This is a genomic window from Flavobacterium sp. GNP011 (genome assembly GCF_056428925.1).
This window is the reverse complement of the sequence record NZ_JBWJVJ010000001.1, coordinates 578,739-604,645: the sequence shown is the minus strand read 5'-3', so window position 1 is coordinate 604,645 and position 25,907 is coordinate 578,739. Positions and strand designations below refer to the sequence as shown.

The window sequence follows — 25,907 nt, the reverse complement described above, 5'->3', positions numbered from 1 at the left end:
CTTATTTAAAGAAATATAAAAACAAAAACAAATAAACCCACAATAAGTCCAGAAAGTGCCAGTACATTGCACCTAGTTCTATACCAAGGGTTTGAGATGAGTTGTATTTTTGTTTAAAATGATTATAAATTATAATTAAAAGCGAAATCACACCACCAGCAAGGTGAATTAGGTGCACAACCGTTACTACATATAGAAATGTAGTCGTAATTGAACTCCCGCTTCCAGTAAAATAATAACCACTTTCTACTATTTGTCCAAAACCTACAAATTGTAAAATTACAAATAAAATACCAAGTCCCAATGTAGCTAAAAGATACATTGTTGTGGCGCTATTATTATCCTTTTGTATTGCTTTTTTAGCCAAATGAAAAGTTATACTACAGCCTATAATAGCAGCAGTACTGTAATAAAATGCAACTGGCAGTTGAAAATCTTTCAACCAATCTGCTCTTGATTTACTCACTACAAAAGCACTTGTGAGTCCCGCAAACATCATGGTCATACTTGCCATTGCGAACAAAAGGATCAATTTATAGGATCTATTTGTTCTGGATTTTTGCTCTTCGGCCGTCATTGTCATTTCCATAACTATCTTAAAAATTTATCAAATATGTATACTAACTGTAATAATGTAATGTAGGTAACACTTACAAGCATAAGTGTTCTAGCTGCTTTTGCAGTTCTTAATTGATATAACTTAACGCCATAAAACAACATCCATAATCCTAATAAGAAAATAATTCCTGCTGCGATAGGAGTCACAAACAACCTTCCCGTATATCCAAAAGCTGGTAACAATGAAGCTAATATGAGCCAAATGGTGTATAAAATAACCTGCAATGCTGTTCCTTTATCTTTTTTTCCCGTTGGCAACATAAAAAAACCTGCTTTTTCATAATCTTCATACAAGAACCAACCAATTGCCCAAAAATGAGGAAATTGCCAAAAAAACTGAATTAAAAATAAGGTTCCTGCTTCGATACCAAATTCACCAGTTGCAGCAACCCAACCTAACATAAAAGGAATTGCTCCTGGAAAAGCACCAACAAAAACAGACAAAGAAGTCATTGTTTTTAATGGCGTGTAAACACTTGTATATAAAAATATAGAGATAGCACCAAACATTGCTGTTTTTCCATTTATCGTATACAACAACACAAGTCCTACTATGGTCAACAACGCAGCTATAAATAGCGCTGTGGTTTGTGTCATTCGTCCTGCTGGAACAGGCCTCCCTTTTGTACGTTCCATCAAAGCATCAAGATCTTTCTCAATGATTTGATTGAAAGCATTTGAAGCACCTACCATACAATATCCGCCAATTGCCAGTTTTAACAAAACCATCCAATCTAAAGACTGAAAATCATAAATACCCAACATAAAACCCGCAACAGACGAAAAAACGACACTAACCGCTAATCGTGCTTTTGTGATTTCTCTGAAGTCTATATAAACTGATTTTAATGAAAGTGTACTTTGTGATGTGCTCAATGCTACTATTTATTTTATTTCTAAAAACTTATGCAAAAGTAGGCTATCAAAAGGGATTTGACAAAAAACAATTCACAAAAAAGTATAAAAATAAATGGATGTCTTTTAATAGTCAAAATACCAATTAAAAATATCGGTTCTAACACCTAAACTAAGCCAACTTGTGTCTTGATTTTGTGCAGTCAATGTATTTTTAGTTGGGTCAAATGTTCTGTAAATATAACTCCCAAATACTTTTAAGTTAGTAGATGGATTTACTACATACCCTACTTGAAGATCCGCAATAAACACGGCTGTTTTATTCCCTTGACCTACTTTTACATCTGAGTCAAAAGGTCTTTTTTCATCATAATCTTTGTAGATATTACCACCATAATTAAATCCATTCTCAGTGGTATCAAAATCAAAACCTCTGGTTCCCATTGTGAATTTTGCGTCAGCGTAATATCGCTCTTTTCGATAACGAGCTAAAAGGATTAACTCGCTAAAATTTGCTCCCCATTGATGCCCTAAACTTTGATTATTGTGTGCATAGTTTGTAATTGGCATACTATGAGAATAGACATATGGCCTCACATGATTGTATTCCAATTGTACCACTAAGTTTTCTACATCGAAAGCATTGTAATACTTTGCTCCTAACTGATAACCATACTTGTTTTTCCAACTATTATTTCGCTCTTTTACGTCATTCAGTGAAAATTCATCTAGGATAAACTGCCCATAAAAATTGATTTGGTTATTCCATTTGTATTTAAAAGTTAGACCCAAAACTGCATTCCCACTCCTTGCCGAAGAGGTAAACTCAACTGATCTATAAAAAATTAATGGATTAACAAAATTTACATCATACCCTCTATCATTTGTATTTGTCCATACCACCGATTCAAAAAAACCTAAATTCAACTTGTTTGACACGTTCCAACTCAAATAATGATTGGCCATGAACTTAGTTGCATAAGTACGCTCAAGAGTCACCTCAGGACGTACGTCTTTGAGCCACATATAGGTATTGGTATACTTTATCTTCCAGAAATTTGTATTCAATTTAAAATACGGGTATGGACTAGCGCCATCACTTTCTAGTAATGACCTGTATCCATCGCCAATGAAATTTCGGCCATAGCCCAATTGCATATCAATATGCTTGCTTGGTGTAAATGTTAAATTAGCATCTGCGGATGGAAAATCGAAACCTGTTGTTTTAAAATCCTTAGCAATTCCTATTCCCGGAATTATGGCTGGATTTCCTCCCGCTGGTTTTATAGAGGAAGCATAAGCGTTATAATAAGGAGCAAAACGACCTTGACTTTCAAAAACTGTGGTTGTAAAATGCAAGTTTTTACCCAGAGCTCCTTTAAAATTAATTCCTCTAGTGTTTACATAAGTGTATGAATCAGAACTTTTACTAGCCTTTCCCAACTGTAAATCTACAACAGGGTTAAGTATAAACCAATATCCTTCTCCTTGAATGGCAACCATGTTCTCATTCCATAATTTTCGAGACCACCAGCTTGAAGTTTTCTTCATTAGAGACGCTTGCACTGCTTTGAGATTGTAATATTTAGAAACTTCGGCATATGCAAATGGCTTTGAAGCTGTATGATTATTACTCCCCATTTGATTTAGCGCTGCATCAAATTGCGCATAATAACTATGCGAAAATGGAATATTCAATTGACTTTCTAATTCTGGATTATCGAATTTTTTATATACGATGCTATCAAGTTCTGACAAAGTTTTATCTTTTGTAATGCTGGATTTGGCTTTCGCCAAAGAAACATTGTCAGTCACAACATTGTTTACCAAAGGAATCGCAATTGTGTAGGTGAATCTAGAATAAGTGGCATTCCCATTATATGTTGCAGGCTGAATTTTGGGCATTTTACCAAAAACACGCTTGGTTTCTAAAATAAGTTTTTCATCAGTGGCATCTACATGAATTACTTTAAAGATTCCGTTTGAGTCTACTTCAAAAAGCACTTTTATATTCCCTTTGAAATTAGAAGAAACTAATTCTTGAGGCACATTAAAATTAGAAGTAATATAGGTTTGCACTTGATTGTAAAAACAATTTTCTAGTTCCTTGAATTGTTTAGAATTACATTCCTCAAACACAGGAAAACGTTCAGATGTATTGACTGGACGATTTTCATTATTAGAGTTGTCTTGTGCAGTTGCACTAAAAATAGAAAATAAAAATAGTAGTAGTGTTAGTCCTTTGTTCATCCTTAATATTTGTACAATTTAGTATCCTATTGTGGCCTTTTGACCATCGGAAATTATTTTAGCTCCTGAAGTCCCTATTCTTTTCACACCAAGATTTATCATTGTTACCGCCTCTTCATGAGTACGTACGCCACCAGCAGCTTTTACTGGCAAAGGAGAAGCGTTATCTAACATAATTTTTATAGAGTGTAAAGTTGCACCATTTGGTACACCTATCTCAGTTTCATAAAAACCTGTAGATGATTTTACAAAAACACGTGAAAATTGTTCTTGACTAAAAGCAGTTACCACAACATTTTTAATCAAACTAGAAATTTGAATAATCTCTTTATCTGTTAAAGCAGCAACTTCAATTATCCACTTAACCACTTTATTATGATCTAAACCAAGTTGTGTACATTCAAATATTTCTTGCTTTACAAGATCTATTTCACCATTTTTAAACGCTTTATAATTGCACACAAAATCCAAATCATCAGCTCCATTTTGAATGGCTACTTGGGCTTCTTCTAATTTATCTTCAACTGAGGATTCACCATTAGGAAAATCAATAACAGTTCCTACTTGCAAGACCGCATTAGCATCAATAATCATTTTTTTTGCTAGTGAAACCATATCTGGCCTTATCATCACTAGTTTAAAACCCTCCTCTATTGCCTCCTGGACATTTTTTTTAACAACAACCGTATTTTCTTCTGGAGAAAGGCCAGCTTGTTCTGCAGTTTTTAAATAGGTTGCATCTAAATATTGCTTAATATCCATAGTCGTCTTGATTATTGATTTTACTAAATCTTGTTTACAAAAATACATTTTATCTCTACACTAAGCCTACTTAAAAATTACAATTTGAAATATAGCGAACAAAAAAATTAAGACGAGTAGACTTCAAAAAAAAATCCCACTAGTGTGAGATTCTTTTTGATTTTGATGAAAGTGCTTTATTTGAAAAGTAAATTAGTAGCACCGCAATAGTTGCTCCAGTAGTATTTGCTAAAACGTCATAAATATCGGCATGGCGTGTAGCTGTAAATTTATCTTGAATAATTTCTATTAATATACCGTAGATGACCGCACAAAAAAACGATATTGTCATCGCATTAAAACTAATCGTATTAGAGAAGCTATTTTTAATAGAAAGGTAAAACAGAATTGTAAATATCAAATAAAAAAATGCATGTACGATTTTATCCAAATGAGAAACGCTTCCTAAGGGCACACTATTGAAGGTTGCCAAACAAAAAAAAGTTACGGTTCCTATCCAGAGTACTAGCGCCCATGGATATATTTTTTTAAGCACCTATTAATTCTTTATACGCTTCTTCTGATAATAAAGAGTCAAAATCAGCAACATTCGCCACTTTAACTTTAATCATCCATCCAGCTCCATAAGGATCTGAGTTTACACTTTCAGGATTGCTCTCTAAGTCATCATTAAAAGCGATGATTTCGCCAGCAAGAGGAAGAAACAAATCCGAAACTGTTTTTACTGCCTCTACGGTACCAAAAACCTCATCTTTATCAAGTGTTTGATCTAAAGTTTCAACTTCTACATAAACAATATCACCTAATTCTTTTTGAGCAAAATCAGTGATTCCTATTGTTGCGATATCGCCTTCTATACTAACCCACTCGTGGTCTTTTGTATACTTTAAATTTGCAGGTATTTTCATTTAAGTTGTAATTATTTATTAGTTTTTATTTTTTTTTGAATTTATTGACAAATGTAACAATCTTCTTTTCAATTACCGATTAGAATTTAAAAATTAATTTCCAAAATTATAACGCAATGTAAATCCAGATCGGATGTTGGTAAGTGGAAAAGCAGTTGATATAACAGCCTTAGAGAAAGAGTGATCGTAATAGAAAATTGCTGTCAAATTTTTACTAAAAGCATAGTCAGCCTTAACTTTTACGGTCCAAATATTTTGTCCACCTGCCAGCTGATTGTTATTATAATCCAAATAACGCACTATCGTTTCATTATTTCTATACGTAACATCTGCAGAGAGATTGATATCACTTTTTATGACTCCCGTTGGATTATCAGCCAATCTTGATGAAAAAATTACATCTTTAAACCTGTATCCAAGTCCAACAACATATTCAACACCCTTAACCTCTGTCAATAAATTATTGTCAAAACTCATTGATAGCGCTCTATCTTTCTTAATTTCAGTAAGTACTTTTAGCGAACTTTTAAGCTCAAAATCCATTCGAACCAAAGGATTGAATTGTTCTACTAAATTGATGTTTGACATAATGGTTTTATTAAAAAAATTGCCACTAGCATCAATACCGTTTGGATCTTTATCATATTCAAAATTAGAACGGAACGCATTAATAGTGTAAGAAGCTCTATAATTATGCAGCAAAGAAAAGCGTTTGAAATTTTTCTTAAAAAGAGAATAGCGCATAAGACCATTGTACTTAATGGCCCAATTAGGCAATGGAAAACTCTTAAAAATACCTAATGAGGCACCTCCTGCATCATTCCCAGAATAAGCTGCAAGAAAGGCGGGTAACAAAACGGATTGATTATTCTTTCCGTAACCCAAAGGAAATCCATCGTTTGTTATAATTTGTCTTCTCCTAGAATTATTTGGATTAGCCAAATCTGTAATAGGAACACCTGCGTTTTCTGCTGGCAATGCCGTAGCATTATATCTAGGCACCGTAGAACCATAATAATCTATGGCTAATCTATTTGCTATTACAAGTCTGTTTTCTCTAAAATCATCAAATGCTTGTGAAGCGTTTTGATCACTTGCCGAAAAAGACGTTTTGATCAATACCGTAGAGATAGAAAAAATTCCTGTGCTAAAGGGCGATCTTGGATTGTATATCCCGTTTGAAACATCATATTGCTCTGAATCATTTTGAGACAATGCTCTGTCAAAGGTTAAATCTATTTTCATATCCGGAAACAAATCCACATTGGCCGTAGCCTTCAAAATTTTATTATCTACTTGCGTATAATTTTGATTAAAGTCTTGATAATTTGTTAACCACCCATTTTTTGCAGCTTCAAAACGTATGTCATCTTGGCTTCCAAAAATAAATCCTAATGAAGGTCTAGAAGAACCTAGAAAACCTAAACCAGGAGTATAACCTGGTAAAACAGTACCACTATTGTGTGTGTAGTTTACCTGAATATTTTTTACACTAGTAAGCACTCCTAATAATCCATCTACAAAAGGACCTTTTTTAGCTGTGGCTGCAGCAACATTTGTATTTACAATTTTCTCACCCGGTTTTGGCGGACCAGTTTTTGGCTTAGGAGCAGCTTTTGTACTGGTTTTTGAAATACCTAAATATTTGTACAGCGTTTCCATGGTCAAACTTGCATTCAAATTACTTGAACTTGCATTTTGAATTGTATTTCCTAAATTATAATCTTGTCCTCCTATTGAAATTTGTGACAAAGCATTGGAAGTACGCTGCCAGCTGTAATCACCAGTATAGGAATAGGTAGCTTTTATAAAACTAAACAACGGAATTTTATTAATAGGCAATTCATAATTTACAACTAATTGTTGCATGTGCTGGTTAGGATCACCGATATCCCAATAACTATCCCATATTGTAAAACTGTCAATAGGTTCATTATCTTCATTGAGATAACTCTTCACAATATTACTAGAGGAAGCTGTGTAATTTAGCTTTAATGATTTTGTAAGGTTGTAATTAAAACCATATTGATAATTGAATGCAAAATTTCTTCTATACAAAGGATCAAGTCCAATGCCCTCTACCTCAACTTGACGAAATTGTTGACGGTTGTATTGTCTGTTAATATTAGTATTAAATGAAATAGATGATGGCAAATAATTAAAATTAAAATCGCTCAACATTTTCCAATAATTACTTTTCTTTAAAAACTTTGATTTTTTAAAGGGTTCAACAGGTTTTGGTTTAAAAGTGTAGGCATAATCTACCGCAGAATTAGCTTGCTGATCAACAAAATCCTCTATCTCAAAATCATGACGTTCTACTTGATTGAAAGACTGAGAAAGAGTGAAATTCTCAGGATCGTACAATCTTTGTTTTTGCTCTGGTTGACGTTCTTTTTTTACTCCAATAAAATTGATACTTGTTCTTTTAGTATAATCAATTGCTCTGTTTGCAATATTATCTTTCTCATTTTGATTTGTTGTATTGTCTAACAACTGCTTCAACTTAATGTCTTGGTTGAACGGATCGTATTCAGGAGTAATGGTTTCTTCACCTACAGAATAGTTAAACGGTAAATTCACACCCCATTTTTGAGGCAATAATTTCCCTAGATTGACATTGGTTACAATGTTGTATTGTTGCGTATCCTCTCTACTTCTCTCATTTGGTCCTTGCTCTAGGGAACCAAAACCTATAGTGGTTTTTCTACCCGATGCAGAAACGGTAGCAAAATCAGCTAGATTGGTATCAATATTTAAAACGGCAGCCATTCCGCCTTTGTTATCCATATCAGCCAAACGTAATTCATTAAACCAAACCTCACCTTTTATGTCATTTAGAGGATCATTGTTTTTTATTCCCACCATAAGTGTTCGCACCAAACCAAAGTTAGGATTTCCTTTAATCCCTAACTTAAGCGTAGTTGATTTATCTCCATCAGGAAGAGAGGCATCACTATCTGGATAATAAATCCCGTCTAGCGGAAGTGTATTTGGATTTACTTTCATGGCTAAAATTTTCATCCTAGTCAATAATTCAAGAGGTAAGTCTATTTCGTTTTCGGCTGGCCAAACAAGTTCTGGGCTCAAAGGACCACAATCTGAAGTGTTACCACCAGAGGGTAATGTTACTTTTAATGGAATCTCTATTTGATAAAAATTTTGATTAAAATCGTTTCCAAAACGGATAAAACCGACCATTTGATTGTCTCTTAGTGCAATCTCATTAGGTAGTGATTCAGCATGTAAAAACATTTTCAATTTATTAAATTGTCTCATGTCTATACTTACATTTTTAAAAACTGCTCTAGAATCTTGTGGCTCTAACCCGTCTCCCGAAGCACGTAAAGCAAGTGACTGCTCGTTTTGATTGATTACCGTATTATTGTTGAATAATTGTTCCCGTTGAACCGCTGGTGGAGTTACATAGTTTACGGGGCATCGCTCGTTGTTTTCTTGAATATTAACAGCAAGAACATCCAAATTAGTACCGTCATCATCAGGATTAGTATCGTTAAAATCAAGTGCATTAGTGTAACGTCTCCATTCTCCACGCACAAGGTCAAGTGCACCAAAACGTACTGTAACCTCATCATTAAAACCTGTCATAAACATCCTCATAAATCGAATGGATCTAAAATCAGAGATGGAACCTATAACATTTTCTGGCTGAGAAACTGGTATTTTAAACTGCAACCATCTAGCCTCAGTAGTTGAACCATTTGGTAAGGTCACTTGTGTGTTGCGAATATCAGTAATATAATTTTGTCCAATATCCATCCCTGGACGCATATCAACACTGTACTCATAGTAGGCATTGATTGTGTTCATGGTATTGTCTCTATTGATATCTTCAACATCAGGCACAGTAATAGAACCTCTGTTAGCTGAATTAATATCTACTGGAGAATTATTCTCTACACCATTGTAATTTTTATATCGGTCTATGATTGTACCATTGGCATTCAAATAAAAAGCATAATCATCTGCTGCGGGATCAAGATCTGATTCAAAATTAGTATACACAGATCCTTCATTAGGATTTGACAAACCATCAAGACCTACATCCTGATTTTTCCTGTTATTCACATCCGTATCAAATGCATAAATCAAGGATTGTGAAGCAGGAACATCTCCCCAAAGTGGTCTTGGATTCACTACAATTTGTCCAGGCCCAAGACCATTTTCATATTGTTTTCTTCCATCTTTTAGAATATCTTCGGAAATTTCACCTAGGTTAAAATAGATCTTTCCTGTATTAGATTGTGGCGCGGGACCATTACCCACATACGGATCTAAAACCCAAAACTGAATGTATTCAACATTTCCTTGCTCAAAATTTGTTGAATTCAAAGAACGCATAATTCCGCCAAAATTTTCAGTAGGATTAGCTCCCACAGCACTATTATTATTGTAAGGTCCTCTTTCTGATGGAAAATAAGTTAAATCAAGCGTGCTTATTACTTGTGTTTGCCCTTGTGCAATATCAGTTAAGGGATACAATTCCCTACTAAAAACTCTTCTTGTTTTATTGAATGACAAATCAGCATCAGAGACTCCGGGTGGTTTTTGGGTATAAAAAATAGGGTCAATAGCATACCAAGCCAGTTTTGCCCGTTTGAACCCATAGCTTAAATCAGTTGCGCTACCATTAAAATTATATGTACTTGTTGCTGCTCTCTCTGGTGTTGATGACAAACTCCAAGCCTGCGGCGAACGCATGTCAATTGTTGATTGTGACCCTTCAAAATCATCTACATAAATAGTAGACTCTCCTTGAAACTGATCCGCTTTTGGAGTATCCGGTCTTAAAAATGCAACTTCACCTCTTATGGATAAATTAGACGGTACATCAGTGTCTAAATTTGGTAATTTATTAACAAGACGTGTCAAGAAAGGAACTTCTGTAGAATAATTTGAATTTAAACCAAAAACAGTATTATTTACAGACTCTTGACCAAAACTTGATTTTTGTGTAAAAGGTCTCTCGGTCATTTTTAAAAATGTTCCCCCTACAACAAAATTATCTGATATTTTATGCTCTACGTTTAAGCCTATGAAACGTCTGGTTTGTTGTCCAAAAACAGAATTATTTTCTAAAGATACTTCGATAGGTGTATTTGAAGCTTGAAGTGATGGATCTAGAATTTGCACACGACCAAATTGATAATTTACACTATAATCAACACCTTCAACCAAGCGTCTACCTGCAGCAGTTACTACTACTGATCCTTGTGGAACATTTAAAGCACCAATAGGAATTCCATCACTTCCGCTGGATTTGTACTTTCCTCTCAATAAAAACTTATTTTTATCACTGTCTTGTAATGCACCTGCTTGGGTATTGCGATACATACTTTGAAACACATATTTACGCTGATTATCATTGTAAGTAGCTGGATTTCTATAATCTTCAATAGCAGTATTTGTCAATTTAGAAAATAACAATTCCCCAAAAGGTTCCTTGGTAGTAAACATGATACGACCGTTTTGTGCATCAATTGTCAAACTGGGAATAAAGTCAAAAAAACCATCACCTCCTGCTTGAGGATCGTTATTGAAATTTAATTTATCTAAATTAAAAACTTTTAATAAAGGCGTTTCGGCAACTTTTTTATCTGGATCCGGATTTGAAGGGAAAGGAGTTCCTGTAACTTCAGTAATATAATTTAGCGGAGAAGGATCAGTGTACAAAATATTAAATCTAAAATCCTCTTGTTTCAATTGATATCCTCCTTGAATTTGATATATATTTTTCATCATCAAGTTCCAAATGGGATTTTTAACATTGGTTAAATTACTTTTCAGCATTTTCAATATTAAACTTTGAGAAATGATAGCTTGTGTAGCGGGCGTGTTACCTGTAACCACAGTGGCATCAACACCATCATTACCAAACTCCCCTACTTGATACACTTGATCCCCAATGGTATATTGATAAGCCACTGCTAAAACCTCATCATTTGCCAAACGTTGTTGCAAAGAAATGAATCCGAGTTGTGGGTTAAAAGTGTACTCATTTGGATTCAATTTTCGAGCATTCTCCAGCTTAGAATAATCTTGTCCTTCACTAACAGTTGTATTAAAACCTGAACTTGAAGTTGCAATTTCTCTAATATTAGCATTTAATAATCCTGTTCCAGCAGCAATTTGAGCTGGATCATAATCATTATTGCCATTATTTGATGGAGTATTAGCTGGAGTATTAAAAATTCCTGTAGACGGGTCTAACACAACAACTTCATTATCTGGTATACCTGTGATTTGCGCTTCACCTAGATCTTGAATAGCAATAATATTCCTTAAATTATTATTGGTTGTAGTTACCCTATTTTGTCTGTTGGTAACCCAAATTTCGATTCTAGAGATTTGAACTCTACTATCAATAAAAGGATAATTTGCTAAAGATTTATCATATCTATCTCTAAAATATTGGGATAAAAAAAAGTGACGGTCACTGTCATAATCCAAAGCAAACATTTCAAAGTTTTCAATGGTTCCTCCGCCTTGCGCTACTACGCTTTTTGTTTGTGATTTTTGCTCTGAAATTACCCCTGTGAAAGTTGTTTTACCAAATTGCAATTGGGTTTTGAAACCAAATAAACTTTGAGCACCACGTATAAGAGAGCTATTTAAAGGCATGCTTACATTTCCAACTTCAATCTTTTGAATGATATCATCCTCTGTAGGAGCGTAATCTAGTTTTATTAAATTTTGAAATGCAAAGGTAGATTGAGTATCATAATTAGCATTTACATTAAGTCTTGTTCCCACTTTCCCCATTAAACTCATACTAATTCTTTGGTCAAAATCAAAAGAAAGATTAGACCTGTTTCTAGGAGAAAATGAAGGATTATCTTGTTTTGTATAACGCAAACCTAAATCCATTTCAACAGATCCAGTTGGTTTTACATCAATGGTATTACTACCAAAAATAGATTCAAACAAACCTGATTTAATTACATATCTCGGTAATAAATCTTTTTTTGCTAGTTCACTCCCCTCTTTTTTACCGTCTATTGCGTCCACTTTTGTTTTAAAATAGTTGCGCATTGACTCTTTCAAAACTAATTTCTCATATTCCCTAGGAGTCAATATGATAGGGTAATTTATAGATAACCCGTCAAAAGAACTTGTGTACACATACCTATCAATAGATGGATCATACGTATATGATGAAAGTATACTTGGTGGGTTTTTAAGCTGTAATTTCCCCTTAGAGAAACCCTTACTTACCGTATCCTGAGTTCCCTCTTTAACTTGAGCATGCAATATGTAACCACATAATAGAACAAGCCAAAAAATACAATTTTTATGCATATAACTCCTGTTTCTTAAATCCCTTTTATAGGTTTTTTAAAGCTTGTTTGATAATAGATTCAACAGTAGCATCTGGATTTTCCTTTACGATTTTTTCGATAACTTTTTCCGAACTTTTTCGTACAAAACCTAATACTTCCAATGCTGATAACGCTTCATCTCTATTTGTATTGCTTTGAGACATAGAAACTTCGTCTAAATCATAAAGTTTTAATACTTTTTCTTTGAGGTCAAGTATCACCCTCTGTGCTGTTTTACTACCAATTCCCTTAATAGATTGAATAGTTACTACATCTGCAGATCCTATGGCATTTGTAATTTGTTTGGGATCAAGTGAGGACAACATTGTTCTAGCAATGCTTGCGCCAATACCTGAAACAGATAATAAGAGTCTGAAAATTTCTCGCTCTGATTTTTCTATAAACCCAAAAAGTGTATGCGCATCTTCCTTAATTTGAAGATGCGTATATACTTTTATAAAATCGGTATTGGGTAATAATGAATATGTATGTAAGGAAATATTTATATGGTAGCCTACGCCACCACAATCAATAACAATATGTGTTGGCGATTTTTCAACGAGTTTCCCTTGTAAATGTGCTATCATGATGTTTATTAAATAGTTCCAAATATAATAAAATTTGTACACGCATAAATTTCTTATCAAAAATTACGGTATAACTTGTTTACAATACATTAAATTAAACTTGTTTGGCTTTCTTGATGGCTTTTTCTTGAGCGTCAATCACTGCAATTGCAGCCATATTTACCATTTCCTCAACACTTGCTCCTAATTGAAAAATGTGTACTGGTTTGCCCATTCCTAACATGATCGGTCCTATAGAATCTACTTTGTTAAGTTCTTTCAATAGTTTATACGTAATATTTGCCGATTCTAGATTTGGAAAAATCAAAGTATTTACTTTTTTTCCAGCTAGTTTAGAGAATGGAAACTTCTCTTTTAACATTTCAGGGTTTAAAGCAAAGTCGGCTTGAATTTCTCCGTCAATGATCATATCAGGATAATTTTTATGCAAGAAAGCTACTGCTTCACGCACTTTTGATGCGCTTTCACTTGATGATGAACCAAAGTTTGAAAATGATATCATTGCTATCACAGGTTCAACTCCAAACATTTTAGCAGTTTTAGCAGTCATGATTGCAATTTTGGCTAAATCATCTGCTGATGGGTTGATGTTTATTGCAGTATCTGATAAAAACATTGGCCCACGAGCCGTCATCATCATATTTGTTGTAGCAATTATTGAAGCGCCAGCTGCTTTATCAATTAATTGTAACATAGGTTTCACTACAGATGGATAACTTCTAGAATGTCCTGTTACCAGTGCATCGGCTTCATTTTCATTGACCATCATGGCTGCAAAATAATTTCTTTCGCGCATGAGTTTTTGAGCATCTAGAAGTGAAATACCGCGACGTTGTCTTGTAGACCAGTACGTTAAGGCAAATTTATTTCTTCTTGGCTCTTCCTCTTTAATTTTTGGATCAATAATAGGCACATCAGCATCAAAGCCTATTTCTTCTTTGAGTTCCAATATAATTTCTTTGTTTCCAAGTAAAATTGGGAAACCAATACCTTCTTCGTGTACTATTTGAGCTGCTTTTAAAACATCCAAATGATCTGCTTCGGCAAAAACAATGCGTTTAGGATCCATCTTAGCTCTATTGGTAATCAAACGAACCATTTTGTTGTCGTTACCCAAACGTTCGTTCAATTCTTCTTCGTATTTTTTCCAATCTGTAATAGGATTTAGTGCAACGCCAGACTCCATAGCTGCTTTGGCTACAGCCGGTGCAACAATAGATATTAATCTTGGATCAAAAGGTTTTGGAATGATGTAATCTCTACCAAAATTAAGTTTTGTAGCTCCATATGCCACATTTACTTGTTCTGGAACAGATTCCTTAGTCAATAAAGCAAGTGCTTTGACAGCAGCCATTTTCATGGCCTCATTTATTTTGGTAGCACGTACGTCTAGAGCACCTCTAAAAATGTAAGGAAAACCTAAAACATTATTAACTTGGTTAGGGAAATCTGATCTTCCCGTGGCCATGATAACATCTTTGCGGGTTGCAATAGCTACATTATAATCAATTTCTGGATCCGGATTTGCCATAGCAAAAACGATAGGATTATCAGCCATTGTAAGCAGCATCTCTGGAGACATTAATCCTCCTGTTGACAACCCTAGAAAAATATCAGCACCTACTAAAGCCTCGGCAAGAGACATTGAAGGAATGTTTTTTGCATATTTTAATTGCAGTTCAGACAAACTCGGGTTGTCACTTGTCAACAAACCTTTGCTGTTGAACATGAAAATATTCTCAACTTTAACACCCAATAAAACGTATAAATCAGCACAAGCAAGTGCCGCCGATCCTGCTCCTGAAACCACCATTTTTACATCTTCGGCTTTCTTATCAGCAAGTTCAAGCGCATTCAACAATGCAGCTGATGAGATGATAGCAGTACCGTGTTGATCATCATGCATTACGGGAATATTCAATTCCTCTACCAAACGTCTTTCTATTTCAAAAGATTCTGGCGCTTTAATATCCTCAAGATTGATTCCTCCAAAAGTAGGAGCAATATTCTTAACCGTTTGAATGAATTCTTCAATATCTTTAGTTCCTATTTCAATGTCAAAAACATCAATATCTGCAAAAATTTTAAACAACAAACCTTTTCCTTCCATTACTGGTTTTGAGGCTTCGGGACCTATATCCCCTAGACCCAAAACAGCGGTACCGTTTGTAATTACGGCTACTAGATTTCCTTTGGCAGTATATTTGTAAACGTTATTGATATCTTTTGCAATTTCTAAACATGGCTCAGCAACTCCTGGAGAATACGCTAGTGACAAATCTCTTTGTGTGGCATATTTTTTTGTTGGAACAACTTGAATTTTCCCTGGAGTAGGCTTTGCGTGGTATAATAATGCTTCTCTTCTTTTGTTATTTTTATCCATTTTTTTGCTTTTATTCTAGATCACAAAGATAGAAGACTTGGTTTAAAAAGTCAGCTTTTATACTATTCTTTTCCAATTTTGGGCTAATTTATTAACTTAGAAACAAAAATAGCCGCATATAAATGCAGCTATTTCTTTATTATAAAATATTAATTTACTGTGTAATATAGGTATTTAAATGTTGTATAGTATCTTTTTGCAACTCTATTATTGCTTTTACAACATCACTTATGGATATAATTCCTATTACAATATCATTCTCTAAAACGGGTAGGTGACGCACTCTTTTTGTACTCATTAATTCCATACAAAAATCCAAATTATCTGTTGGTTTTACAGTAATCACATTTGTCTCCATAATTTCATGAACAAATGTTTTCTTTGAAGATTTTGCTTTTAAAACAATTTTCCTGGCATAATCCCGCTCTGATAAAACTCCTTTTAGTTCTGTATCTTCAATAATTAGGATGGCTCCAATGTTTTTTTCACTCATAATGGTCAGAGCTTCGTAGACTGTATGGGTTGATAGTATAGAGAATACCTCTTTCCCTTTTGTGCTTAAAATTTGGTTTACTGTCATAATCAATTCATTTAGTGAATGATAAAGTTATAAAAAATAAACATTCAAAAAACAATTGAAACTATAAGTTTAGAAAATTGCCTCTGGAGGAATGAGTTTTTCTAATTTTTCTTTGAGTTCTAAATTTAAAATTTTCAACCCGTATTGATAAGAAGCATTTACCCAGCCAAAGCCTTCCTTAGCGATATAATCAAATTCAGTACCCACATTTCCATACTCGGCAAAAACTTTATGTGAACTGGTTTCCATATCGAATTTCTCTGGTATTGTTCCATTATAGTCAACGGCGTTTTTAGTGATTAACCAAAGCCATCTATACGCCATTTCTTGTGCTTTATCAACATAATTATAGTTAAGTAGCCCTTCCCAAAGCAACATTTGATGAGGAGCCCACCCAAACGGATAATCCCATTGCCTTTGTGGTGCACCCTGAGGTAATTGAGCTACGCTCGCGGGAGTACTTCCTGTAATTCCGCCTGTCTTTAGAAACTGTGGTAGCGCTAGTTCTACTAATTGCTTAGCTTGATCATTAGTACAAATCCCAGCCCAAAGTGGAAAAAAAGTTGTTGCTGCTTCAAACTGGGACTGTTTTTTATTAACAAAATCATAATCAAAAAACATACTTAACTCTTGATTCCAACACAACTTATTAACTATTTTAGCCCTTGACTTTGCTTTCAATTCCCAATCGGTAGATGTATACCGTATTGAACCTATTTGAAAACTATCCTCAAAAAAAGTTTTTATGAGATATGAAATGTCTTTCTCATACTTGTACAGAAAGCTATTGAGGTCAACCGAATTCAAATTAGCACATGTATTAATAAACCTGTTTGTAGTATCATGACCGCTCTCTCTCATACTGCGATCATGTACAAAATACTCATCTAGCTCAGTATCTACAAGAGATCTGTCTAAATATTGTTTTTCAAACTCTTGTAAAGTGCATTTGTATTTTTTAGCAAAAGGCTCTAAAATATCATTAAAATGTCCCGGCTCTACCTCAAACGGCATACCTATTCCATCGGCTTTATACCGGTTCAAACCATTTGACGTAAGTCTATTTCCCGGTACCATCCACACAGTATTATACTCTACAATAACAGCTTCAAGGTGACCTTGTAACCATTGCTTATCTATTGATTCTAATTTTGCAATTTCTACCAATAATGAGGAATACAATGGTGGCTGAGATCTTGTTAAATAATAGCTTCGATTAGCATTTAGAATTTTTTTATAATGCGTTATTTGGTATTTAAAATTTTCAGCAATTGCCATAGCTTTATTAACTTGATCATCTACAAGTAACCCTATCCCAATAAAGTAGCTATCCCAACCATACATCTCATTAAACCTGCCCCCCGGAACCACAAATGGAACACCTTGAAGACTGTATAGCTTTTGTTGTAATGCAAGTGCTAAGATTCCCGGTTTTTTATTTAAAGTTTCTAAATATTCCATTGAAAAATCTATAGGGAGAATTTCAACTTTAAAATTTGATACTTCTTGTTCTAAATCTTGAAAATAGGCCACACCTTCTATATCTGTAGCTGGAACGTACAAAGTAGCCTGATTATTTACTGTTTTTTCGTCTTCAATAATTCTAGAAAGTCCTTTTTTATCAATTGTTCGCGTAAGCTCATCCCAATAGACTTCTTTTATCTTTCGTGAAATTCTGGAAACAGGATTCTCAAGAACGCAGTTTAAATCAATTTCAGTCCACTCTAGGTTTGCATCTTTACAAAGTGCTAACTCTTGTAATAAATTTGACAAATAATAGGTTCCCTCAATAGTTTGCGTCTCCTTTGTAATTTCATCAGTTAACACAAATGCCTTAGGACCATTGTCATCTTTTGTGATTTTATTATCCTTATCCGTGTCTTCTTGAAGTAACAATTCATGGAAAACTTTATTTATGTTGACTAGGTAATTCATGATTGAGGTGTGAGTTTATGTAAAACAAAAAATGTTATCAATAACAAAATCATAGGAATAAGCGTGTAATAAAAAGCTGTAGCTGGACCTTCAATTATAAATAAGTAACCAATGACTCTAGAACCTAGCGTACCTCCTAATGCCGAAAAAACAACTATTAACCCAGTCATTGAACTGTGCATTTTTTTAGGGAGAGCACTCAAAACAACTGAGTTTAACAAGGGATAAATGGGTGCAATAAACAGTCCTACTAACGGAAAAGCAAAACCTATTAAAGGAATGTCTCCTAAAGTATTTATCTCCTTAATTTCTAGTCCGACAGTTTTGGGTAGTACAAAAGTCACTATACTCATGGCAGCAAGGATACAAAAACTGAGCACCCAAATCCAAGACACTCTTTTTGTTATTATTCCTGCCAAAAGTCTACCTGTAGCAAGTGAAACTGCAAGAATACTTGCCATCATAATGCTTATATTTTCAGGCAAATGCAGAACTTTGCTGTTAAAAGTAGGGAGCCATGACATAATTCCTTGTTCAATCATAACAAACAAGAACGCACTGATTACAAAAACAATAGTTAATAATTTTGAAAACAGTTTGAACATTTGTTTAAAATCATCCGCAAGATGCACTCCTGGAATTTCAGTTTGATTTTCGAATTCTGTAAAATTCAAAAACAAAAAAGAAAGTAAAACCAACACGGCTAAAAGCAAGTAAACTGTAAGCCAAGCATCTCGGTTGTCATTTGAATTAAAAGCAGGAAACAAGAAATAGGCTACTGCTATACCTAACATAAACACACCTTCAATACTACTCATTAAACTATTGTGCTCCTGTTGATTAGTTGTTACAGCACCAATAAGTGAATACACTGAGACTTTTATCAAAGCAAATGAAACTCCAACGGTAGCAAAAAGAAGTTTTGCCGTACCAAAAGAATTACCAAAATACATACTAATACAAGCAATACATACTAATCCCAACCCGATAAGCATAGCTCTCTTATAGCCTATTCTGGGCATAAATGATGCTATTGCAAATGAAACAAACGCTATAGGTAAGTCCTTAAATGCCTCAAGTACACTAGCCTGCAACTCATCTACACCATAATTTTTTTGCGCCTTGAGAATCACAATTCCTACACTATTTAGCAGTATTGCAAATACAAAATAATTGAGATACATAGCTGCTTTTATGGTGCTATTCTTCATGAAATTTAGTTAAAATTAGTACTTATTTGAAATAAATATTTTAAGTCATACAACTAAAATAACAATTTAAGAGCTCCTAAAAGTTCATAGTAACTGTTTTTCCATTATCTGAATATTCGATACTAAAAGCATGTGTTTTAAGATCCGCTTTTAGATGAGCAACTTCATTTTCATTATCCCATTTTACATCAAATACATCATCTTGTTCTTCATTAAATAAAACGGTACCTAAAAATGCGCTTGATGTATTTCTTAACTTTATCAGTTCTAATTGACCCTTTACAACATCTGTTTTCAAACCTTCGAGAATCTCTTCTGTGGAAAGAGTGGTACGATTAATTTCTTTATGTCCAGCACTTCCACCTGTATCGGCAGCTTCATAATTATTTTTTCCTGCAAAAATATCCAAATACCACACTTGAGGTATTCCTGGCATAAACATCTGTATGGCGCGTGCTAATAGCATTTTTTGTTCATTTTCGCCTAGCGCACTATAAAACGTTGCATTTATTTGATAGTATGAAATTTTGTTACCCGATGGATCATAAAGATTTTTTACTCTTCCTCCACGTTTCATGATTATATTCATAATGGCATCAATCTCATCGTTTGCTAGCAATCCTTTATTGTAAATACCATCAACTTCTTTCCCTTTCAAATCTAAAACTGGAATCCCGTCATGACAACCTAACATATTTACCGTTTTATATCCCTTAGCGATAATTTCTTTTGCCCATGAAAGTAAGGCCATACTAGACTTATTTTCGAGCGTATGAATTGTTAAACCTGGTAAGAAAAAATCATAAATATAATAGCCTTCATTTGCAACCTCATCATGTAAATGCAAACCATATTCTGCATGAATTTCAGGTAACAGCATCAAATTATTTTTCATTGCAATTTCCTTAATATGGTTTAAATACTCCCAAGTTCCAGGTTTGTTAAAAAAATTAGAAGCTCCAACCTGTTTGTGTAAATATGCAAAAGCATCTAATCTTAAAATACTGCAACCATAACTCTTCAACTTATGTAACGTATCATTATAAAAATCCCAGACTAATGGGGATGCTGCATTAACATCCATCTGGCCTAAATAGGAACGCTTGTTTCCTAAAACTTTCCTAACAATTGATTTGATAGGCTCTTCTAAGTTTAATTCAATTTTTGAAATTTCTTGACCTTGATAAATTGCATCATTAACAGAATCAATAACAAGCTGTTTTTGTTCCTTTGACAAATGATTCAATTCTTGCAAATCAGCTTGATCAATTGAATTATACGTGACCTGTTGATAAAAGGTATTCCAATATGGCTGAGATGAACCATCTGGAAAGCGAACATTTAGTATTGGTAAACCTGATTTTCTCATAAAAAGTTTACTCAAAAACTCCGGTGCTGGAATTATAATTCCGTCTTCATTAACAGTGCCGTGTCCTGCCCAAAATTCATTCCAATTGATAAAGAAGTCTTTAAACTTTGATTGATTTCCATGCAACAATAGGTCCTTAAATTGTGGTGAAGCAACTGAAAGATGATTTAAAACTATATCAAATTTTAACTTGATTTGCAAATCATCAAGATCTTGTAAATCCTCTAGTGCTACAAGTTCCTTATTGATATCATAATCAATGATAGAAAACCCTCTATCTAAATCACTATTAAAAAAGGTAGGCAAAACATATATCAAAGAAAAAGCATCTTTAAACTCTGGTCTTTTTAACATAGATATTGTGTCACTAAACTTTTCCCCTATGCTGTCCGGATATACGTTAAGCATAACCCCTTTTACAATTTCACCGCTTTTTTCTTGCATTTTTTACAAAAGTTTTGAAAGAATATTAATATTATCTGGAAGCCTACCTACATTTTGCAATTTCAAAGCTGCCAGTTTTAAAGCAATATCTAAGCATTCGTTTATTGATTTTTCTTTGATGTAAGCAAATAAAAACCCTGACCAGAATGCATCACCTGCTCCGGTTGAATCCATCACTTTATCAATTTTTATGGCTGGCATTTGTATAACTTCCTTACCCTTTTGCGAAAGCTTTACTCCTTTACTGCCTAGCGTGAGACAAATTAAGTCAACTCCTTGTTCATGAAAAAAATTAAATATTTCCTCATGAGGCATTTCTTTTTCAAAAAGACGCAACATATCATCCTCACTGATTTTAATCAAAGGGTTAAAAGAGCAATACTTCTTAATTACCTTGAAAGCTTTTTTGGGACTTTTCCAAAGTTTTTTGGCATAGTTAATATCAATACTCAACTTACATCCCAAGTCTGTTGCCTCCCTGGCTTTTTTCAAAATTGTTTTTTGAGCGGGATTTTTACTCAATGCAAAACAAGTGGTGTGAAAAACATTGGTATTTGATAATATTTCTTTAGAAATTTGATCCTCATAAATACAACAATCAGCTGAGCGATACGGAATAAAATCTGGAGTTCCATCAGATCTAGAAACAAAAATTACACTTGTTGATTTGTGATCTAAAACATTTAAATGATTGGTATTAATCCCTACACTACTCAATCGTTCTGTGATATAGCTACCAAAACCATCATTCCCCACTGTTGCCACCATAATGGTATTCAATCCCAATCGATTTGAATTCATAGCTACATTTGTAGGTGAACCACCTAAATATCTATGATAATCTCTTGTCTCATTTATTAAAACCCCTTCTTGATCACCAATAAAGTCAACCAATACCTCACCTACACAAAGGATGTCTATCTTATCTATTTGATTATTCACTTAATTTTTTATTTTTAAGTTTAATTAATAATGTACACAATGCTGCAATTGCAAGCAAAACGCCAGCAAAACTTATGGCTTGGCGTGGGTCATTGTCCAAAAAATTTCTAAGAATATACCCAAAAGAAATGTTTTGAATAATCATGGGGATCACAATCATCATATTGATTATTCCCATATAAACGCCATAACGCTCTTTTGTAATCACCGAAACGACCATTAAATAAGGTATTCCCATCATACTAGCCCAAGCAATTCCGTAACCTATAATTACTCCAAAAAAAACATATTGATTATGAACTATTGGGAATATCAAAAAAGATAAGGCTCCAAGCAACAGACAAACAAAATGAATCATTTTTGCACCATGTTTTTTGGCTAATTTTGCTAAATAAAAAGCAATCGAGAAAGTAACAACAAACCCAAAAGCACCTATTAAACCATTCCACTCAACTGCTTTTTCATAAGCAACTGTACTTTCGGGTGTCACATTCCATACTGATAAAGCAATACTTTTTGAATTGTTTTGCCAATAACACATCATGGCATACCATTGAAACAAATACACCAAAAAAAGCTGCCACATCACTCTTGGCATATCTAGAACTGCTTTATAGATATCAATAAAAGGAGATAAAACATTCAAAGGTTGTGCTTTTAGAGCTTGTATTTCCTCGTTTGTAGGTGGCACTTCTTTAGTCTTACTCATGCTCCACCAAATTGAGGTTACTGATAACACAGCTCCCAGAAAAAAGGAAGCGTAAATCCAAGTAGGCAAAGAACCGGTGTAGCCAACAAAAACAATTGGGAATAAAAAAAGTGAAATATACGCTAGAAATTGTCCGAACCCTGTAAAAAAACTTTGTGCCTGAAAACCAGTAGGTTGTTGTTCCTCAATAAGTGTATCAGCAATAAATGCGCGGTATGGTTCCATTGCAGTGTTATTACCTACATCAAGAATCCACAACAAACCAGCAGCCATCCACAAGGAACTACTAAATGGGAATAAAAACAAAGCTATACTACAAACTATGGCTCCAATAAAAAAATAAGGTTTACGCCTACCCCATCTCGGATGCCACGTTTTATCACTCATTGCGCCAATAATAGGTTGAATTAACAAACCCGTAAGTGGTCCAGCAAGATTAAGTATTGGTATTTGATCTGGACTGGCATGCAAGAAATCATAAATAGGGTTTACTGCACTTTGCTGGAGTCCAAAACTGTATTGTATTCCAAAAAAACCAACGTTCATGTTGATTATTTGCCAAAAACTTAACTTTACTTTTAAACTCATTACAATCAATTTTTTGTTAATTAATTATAAATTTAATTTTAAAATCGCCAATTAAAAATAGATTAATAACAAAAACGTTTTCGGTACACCCGAAAACGTTTTCGAAAAATTTATAAAACACTTCTTTTTTAGTCTTTATTTGTAGTAAATGGGATGATCACCTTTGTTTCCCATTCTAATTCATCACCTCCATTAAACGGATTTGCTAAAAAATGTTCTAAAACTCTATCCTCAAGTTTTAAATTACGCTTTTTTGCATAATCCTTTAATGCAAACCAAGCTCTATCCGATGTTCTAAAATTTCCGAAATAGGTAGCTTGTAGGCCCTTTATTGCAGGTATCATTTTAAATTTTACTTTATCATGAGTAATTGCTTTTACTGATGTATCAACAGGAAAACAATAATTAAAATTTAGTATTTCATTAGCACTATCCCATGATACAATCTCAACGTAAGGTCTTCCTTGTATTTTGATGTTATTGTTATGTAAAAAACCCGTAATCAAGGCATCATTAGCAATCATGGTTTGTCCTTTTTCCTGCATTATACTTTTTAAATTTATGTAAGCAACCCAAGTTTTTTGAGATGAATTTTCTCCATCAATAACAACCTTAAATGTTTTTAAATGTTCGTTTAATCCTTTTCTGAAATCTTTTACCCTCTCTAGTTCTTTTTCCTTGAAATTCGTTGAAAAAAATGGTACTGTAAGTTTATTATACCAACTATGATTTAAGTCCTTTACCCCAACAGAAACCTCTGTAACCGTATCATTTATACCACATATTTCCCAGGTATACCGCTTATGATACCCCTGGGCAGTAATTTCTTGTTTTAAAAAATCATAGTTTCTTTTTTCTAAAACAACATACTTTTCCTTTTGTTTGTTTGCAAGCAAGTTGGTCCATTCTTGGATTCCTTGAAAAACAGTTCCTGTTGCAGCTTTTACTTTAAAATTGATGGTATAATCGTTTTCTTTGAAACAAAGATACCATCCACAAAAAAGCAAAAACAAAACGCCTGTAGTAGCTATTAATTTTCTCTTTGTTGTCATTATTCTAGTTTCATGATTAAGGTCTTGTTTAAGAAAGTGCCTATTCTATTTCCTTGTTCTATTCCATTTTCTATTGCAGCTCGATAATGAATTCCGCCATACAACCTGCTTACTGAGGCTTCTGCCGCTGCTTGTTTGAATGATTTAAAGTTTCTTTTAGGTAAACCAAATGGGACTTCGGAATCATCAATATAACTGAAATTATCACCAAATATTGATGTTAAAATAATAGCTGAACAAGACGAAACTACAGAGTGCCCGCTAGTATACTCTGGAAAAGGTGGCGTTTGCAATTGAGGCCTCCAAGATTCGTCAATATTTTGATTAATATATGTTTCTGGACGTACCACATTACTCCTGTATTTCTCATCCCAACAACTTATAAAACTTTCAAAAATACCAATAGATGCTTTTGTGTATGCAAACACTGCAGTTTCAAAATTAGAATTTGTTTTTCGTAATGCAATTTTTGTAATATTAATCCAATGTGCGTCTGGAGTGTTCTTTTTCTTAGCAAACATCATGTGTCCTTGCACAACGGTAGCATAGGGATTACAGTCCCAAAAAGATGCAATAGCCGATTCTTCGGGCAGGGGGTTCTTTTTGTTTTTTTCAACTGCCAGAAGTTTTCTGGAAATTACATTTCCCAACTCATACGTTTCTTTTGCATCCTTATAAAAAGCAGAGTTTTTATCCGTTGAGAAAGGATAGGGAGCTTTTGGTTTAAATTGAGACGCTGAGTCCATTACCAGAGTTCTTATTTTACTCCAATGCGGTTCCACTCCATCCATATATGAAGGAGGTGTGGGCTGCCATCGTCCTGCATCATCAGATTGAACTGTAAACTTTGAAAAAGTTCTTGTTTGTTTGTAATTGTCTTTACTTATCCAAGCTGTGATTTTTTCAACTACACTCATTGCATAAGCCTTAGAAACATCAAATTCTTTTTTATTTTGGTTTTCCCAAGATTGGTACAAACTGTCCTTATATTTTTCTAATGCATCTTCGCTAAAAATCAATTGCTTACTTACTTCAAGATGAGCAATAAGTGCCGCCAAGTTTTTATTTACACCGCTTTTAGCATCTAATTTAGGAATAGAATCAAGACCTTGTAGTTGTCCTTGTAAACTTTTATACTGCGTATTATTTTGAACCATAATCTCATAAGCAGCCACATTTGGGTAAACATAAATTCTACTGGCTACAGGCGGAGAAAAAATATCATGCACCATAATTCCCGTAACGGTGTCAACTGCTGCACAAAAATCATTAGTACTTACTTGTATTGGAATGTCTTTTTTACAAGAGGTTAAAAACAATAACGAAATTCCAAAAACTAGTATCCTTAAAAGTGATGTGTATAATTTCATAAGT

17 protein-coding genes are annotated in these 25,907 nt (G+C 33.9%); all 17 read right to left on the bottom strand.

Annotated features, from left to right (window positions below; all coding sequences use genetic code 11):
• Position 1 precedes the first annotated feature (1 nt).
• Entirely contained in the window at positions 2-589 is a 588-nt protein-coding gene (locus AC061E_RS02545) for a cytochrome c oxidase subunit 3 (protein ID WP_182650666.1), read from the bottom strand.
• A 2-nt stretch (positions 590-591) separates the two neighbouring features.
• Positions 592-1,494: a heme o synthase gene (gene cyoE / locus AC061E_RS02540; RefSeq protein WP_478284852.1), complete on the bottom strand. Its 903-nt coding sequence runs from the start codon at positions 1,492-1,494 to the stop codon at positions 592-594.
• A gap of 105 nt (positions 1,495-1,599) precedes the next feature.
• Complete coding sequence (gene remB, locus AC061E_RS02535; RefSeq protein WP_478284851.1) at positions 1,600-3,723, bottom strand: gliding motility outer membrane protein RemB; 2,124 nt, start codon at positions 3,721-3,723, stop codon at positions 1,600-1,602.
• An 18-nt stretch (positions 3,724-3,741) separates the two neighbouring features.
• Entirely contained in the window at positions 3,742-4,485 is a 744-nt protein-coding gene (deoC, locus tag AC061E_RS02530) for a deoxyribose-phosphate aldolase (RefSeq protein WP_478284850.1), read from the bottom strand.
• A gap of 139 nt (positions 4,486-4,624) precedes the next feature.
• Positions 4,625-5,020 (bottom strand): VanZ family protein, encoded by a 396-nt coding sequence (locus tag AC061E_RS02525; protein ID WP_478284849.1) that lies wholly within the window; start codon positions 5,018-5,020, stop codon positions 4,625-4,627.
• A complete protein-coding gene (gcvH, locus tag AC061E_RS02520; protein ID WP_478284848.1) occupies positions 5,013-5,393 on the bottom strand; it encodes a glycine cleavage system protein GcvH in 381 nt (126 codons plus the stop codon). Before gcvH ends, AC061E_RS02525 begins: the two co-directional genes overlap by 8 nt.
• A gap of 93 nt (positions 5,394-5,486) precedes the next feature.
• The gene (gene sov, locus AC061E_RS02515) at positions 5,487-12,713 is read right to left on the bottom strand and encodes a T9SS outer membrane translocon Sov/SprA (RefSeq protein WP_478284847.1); all 7,227 of its coding nucleotides are present in this window, start codon (positions 12,711-12,713) and stop codon (positions 5,487-5,489) included.
• A gap of 25 nt (positions 12,714-12,738) precedes the next feature.
• Positions 12,739-13,320: a Holliday junction branch migration protein RuvA gene (gene ruvA / locus AC061E_RS02510; protein WP_086452892.1), complete on the bottom strand. Its 582-nt coding sequence runs from the start codon at positions 13,318-13,320 to the stop codon at positions 12,739-12,741.
• Between the two features lie 94 nt (positions 13,321-13,414).
• Positions 13,415-15,703: an NADP-dependent malic enzyme gene (locus AC061E_RS02505; RefSeq protein WP_478284846.1), complete on the bottom strand. Its 2,289-nt coding sequence runs from the start codon at positions 15,701-15,703 to the stop codon at positions 13,415-13,417.
• Between the two features lie 154 nt (positions 15,704-15,857).
• Positions 15,858-16,283: a CBS domain-containing protein gene (locus AC061E_RS02500; RefSeq protein WP_478284845.1), complete on the bottom strand. Its 426-nt coding sequence runs from the start codon at positions 16,281-16,283 to the stop codon at positions 15,858-15,860.
• Between the two features lie 69 nt (positions 16,284-16,352).
• Positions 16,353-18,218, bottom strand: coding sequence for a trehalase family glycosidase (locus AC061E_RS02495; protein WP_478284844.1), 1,866 nt, complete (start codon positions 18,216-18,218; stop codon positions 16,353-16,355).
• Complete coding sequence (locus AC061E_RS02490) at positions 18,215-19,429, bottom strand: MFS transporter (protein ID WP_478284843.1); 1,215 nt, start codon at positions 19,427-19,429, stop codon at positions 18,215-18,217. The genes AC061E_RS02495 and AC061E_RS02490 overlap by 4 nt, the downstream gene beginning before the upstream one ends.
• A gap of 76 nt (positions 19,430-19,505) precedes the next feature.
• Complete coding sequence (locus AC061E_RS02485; RefSeq protein WP_478284842.1) at positions 19,506-21,242, bottom strand: alpha-amylase family protein; 1,737 nt, start codon at positions 21,240-21,242, stop codon at positions 19,506-19,508.
• A gap of 3 nt (positions 21,243-21,245) precedes the next feature.
• Complete coding sequence (locus AC061E_RS02480) at positions 21,246-22,184, bottom strand: carbohydrate kinase family protein (RefSeq protein ID WP_478284841.1); 939 nt, start codon at positions 22,182-22,184, stop codon at positions 21,246-21,248.
• Positions 22,177-23,481: an MFS transporter gene (locus AC061E_RS02475; RefSeq protein ID WP_478284840.1), complete on the bottom strand. Its 1,305-nt coding sequence runs from the start codon at positions 23,479-23,481 to the stop codon at positions 22,177-22,179. Before AC061E_RS02475 ends, AC061E_RS02480 begins: the two co-directional genes overlap by 8 nt.
• A gap of 128 nt (positions 23,482-23,609) precedes the next feature.
• Positions 23,610-24,533 (bottom strand): GyrI-like domain-containing protein, encoded by a 924-nt coding sequence (locus tag AC061E_RS02470; RefSeq protein WP_478284839.1) that lies wholly within the window; start codon positions 24,531-24,533, stop codon positions 23,610-23,612.
• The gene (locus AC061E_RS02465; protein ID WP_478284838.1) at positions 24,533-25,903 is read right to left on the bottom strand and encodes a vanadium-dependent haloperoxidase; all 1,371 of its coding nucleotides are present in this window, start codon (positions 25,901-25,903) and stop codon (positions 24,533-24,535) included. The genes AC061E_RS02470 and AC061E_RS02465 overlap by 1 nt, the downstream gene beginning before the upstream one ends.
• Between the last annotated feature and the right edge of the window lie 4 nt (positions 25,904-25,907).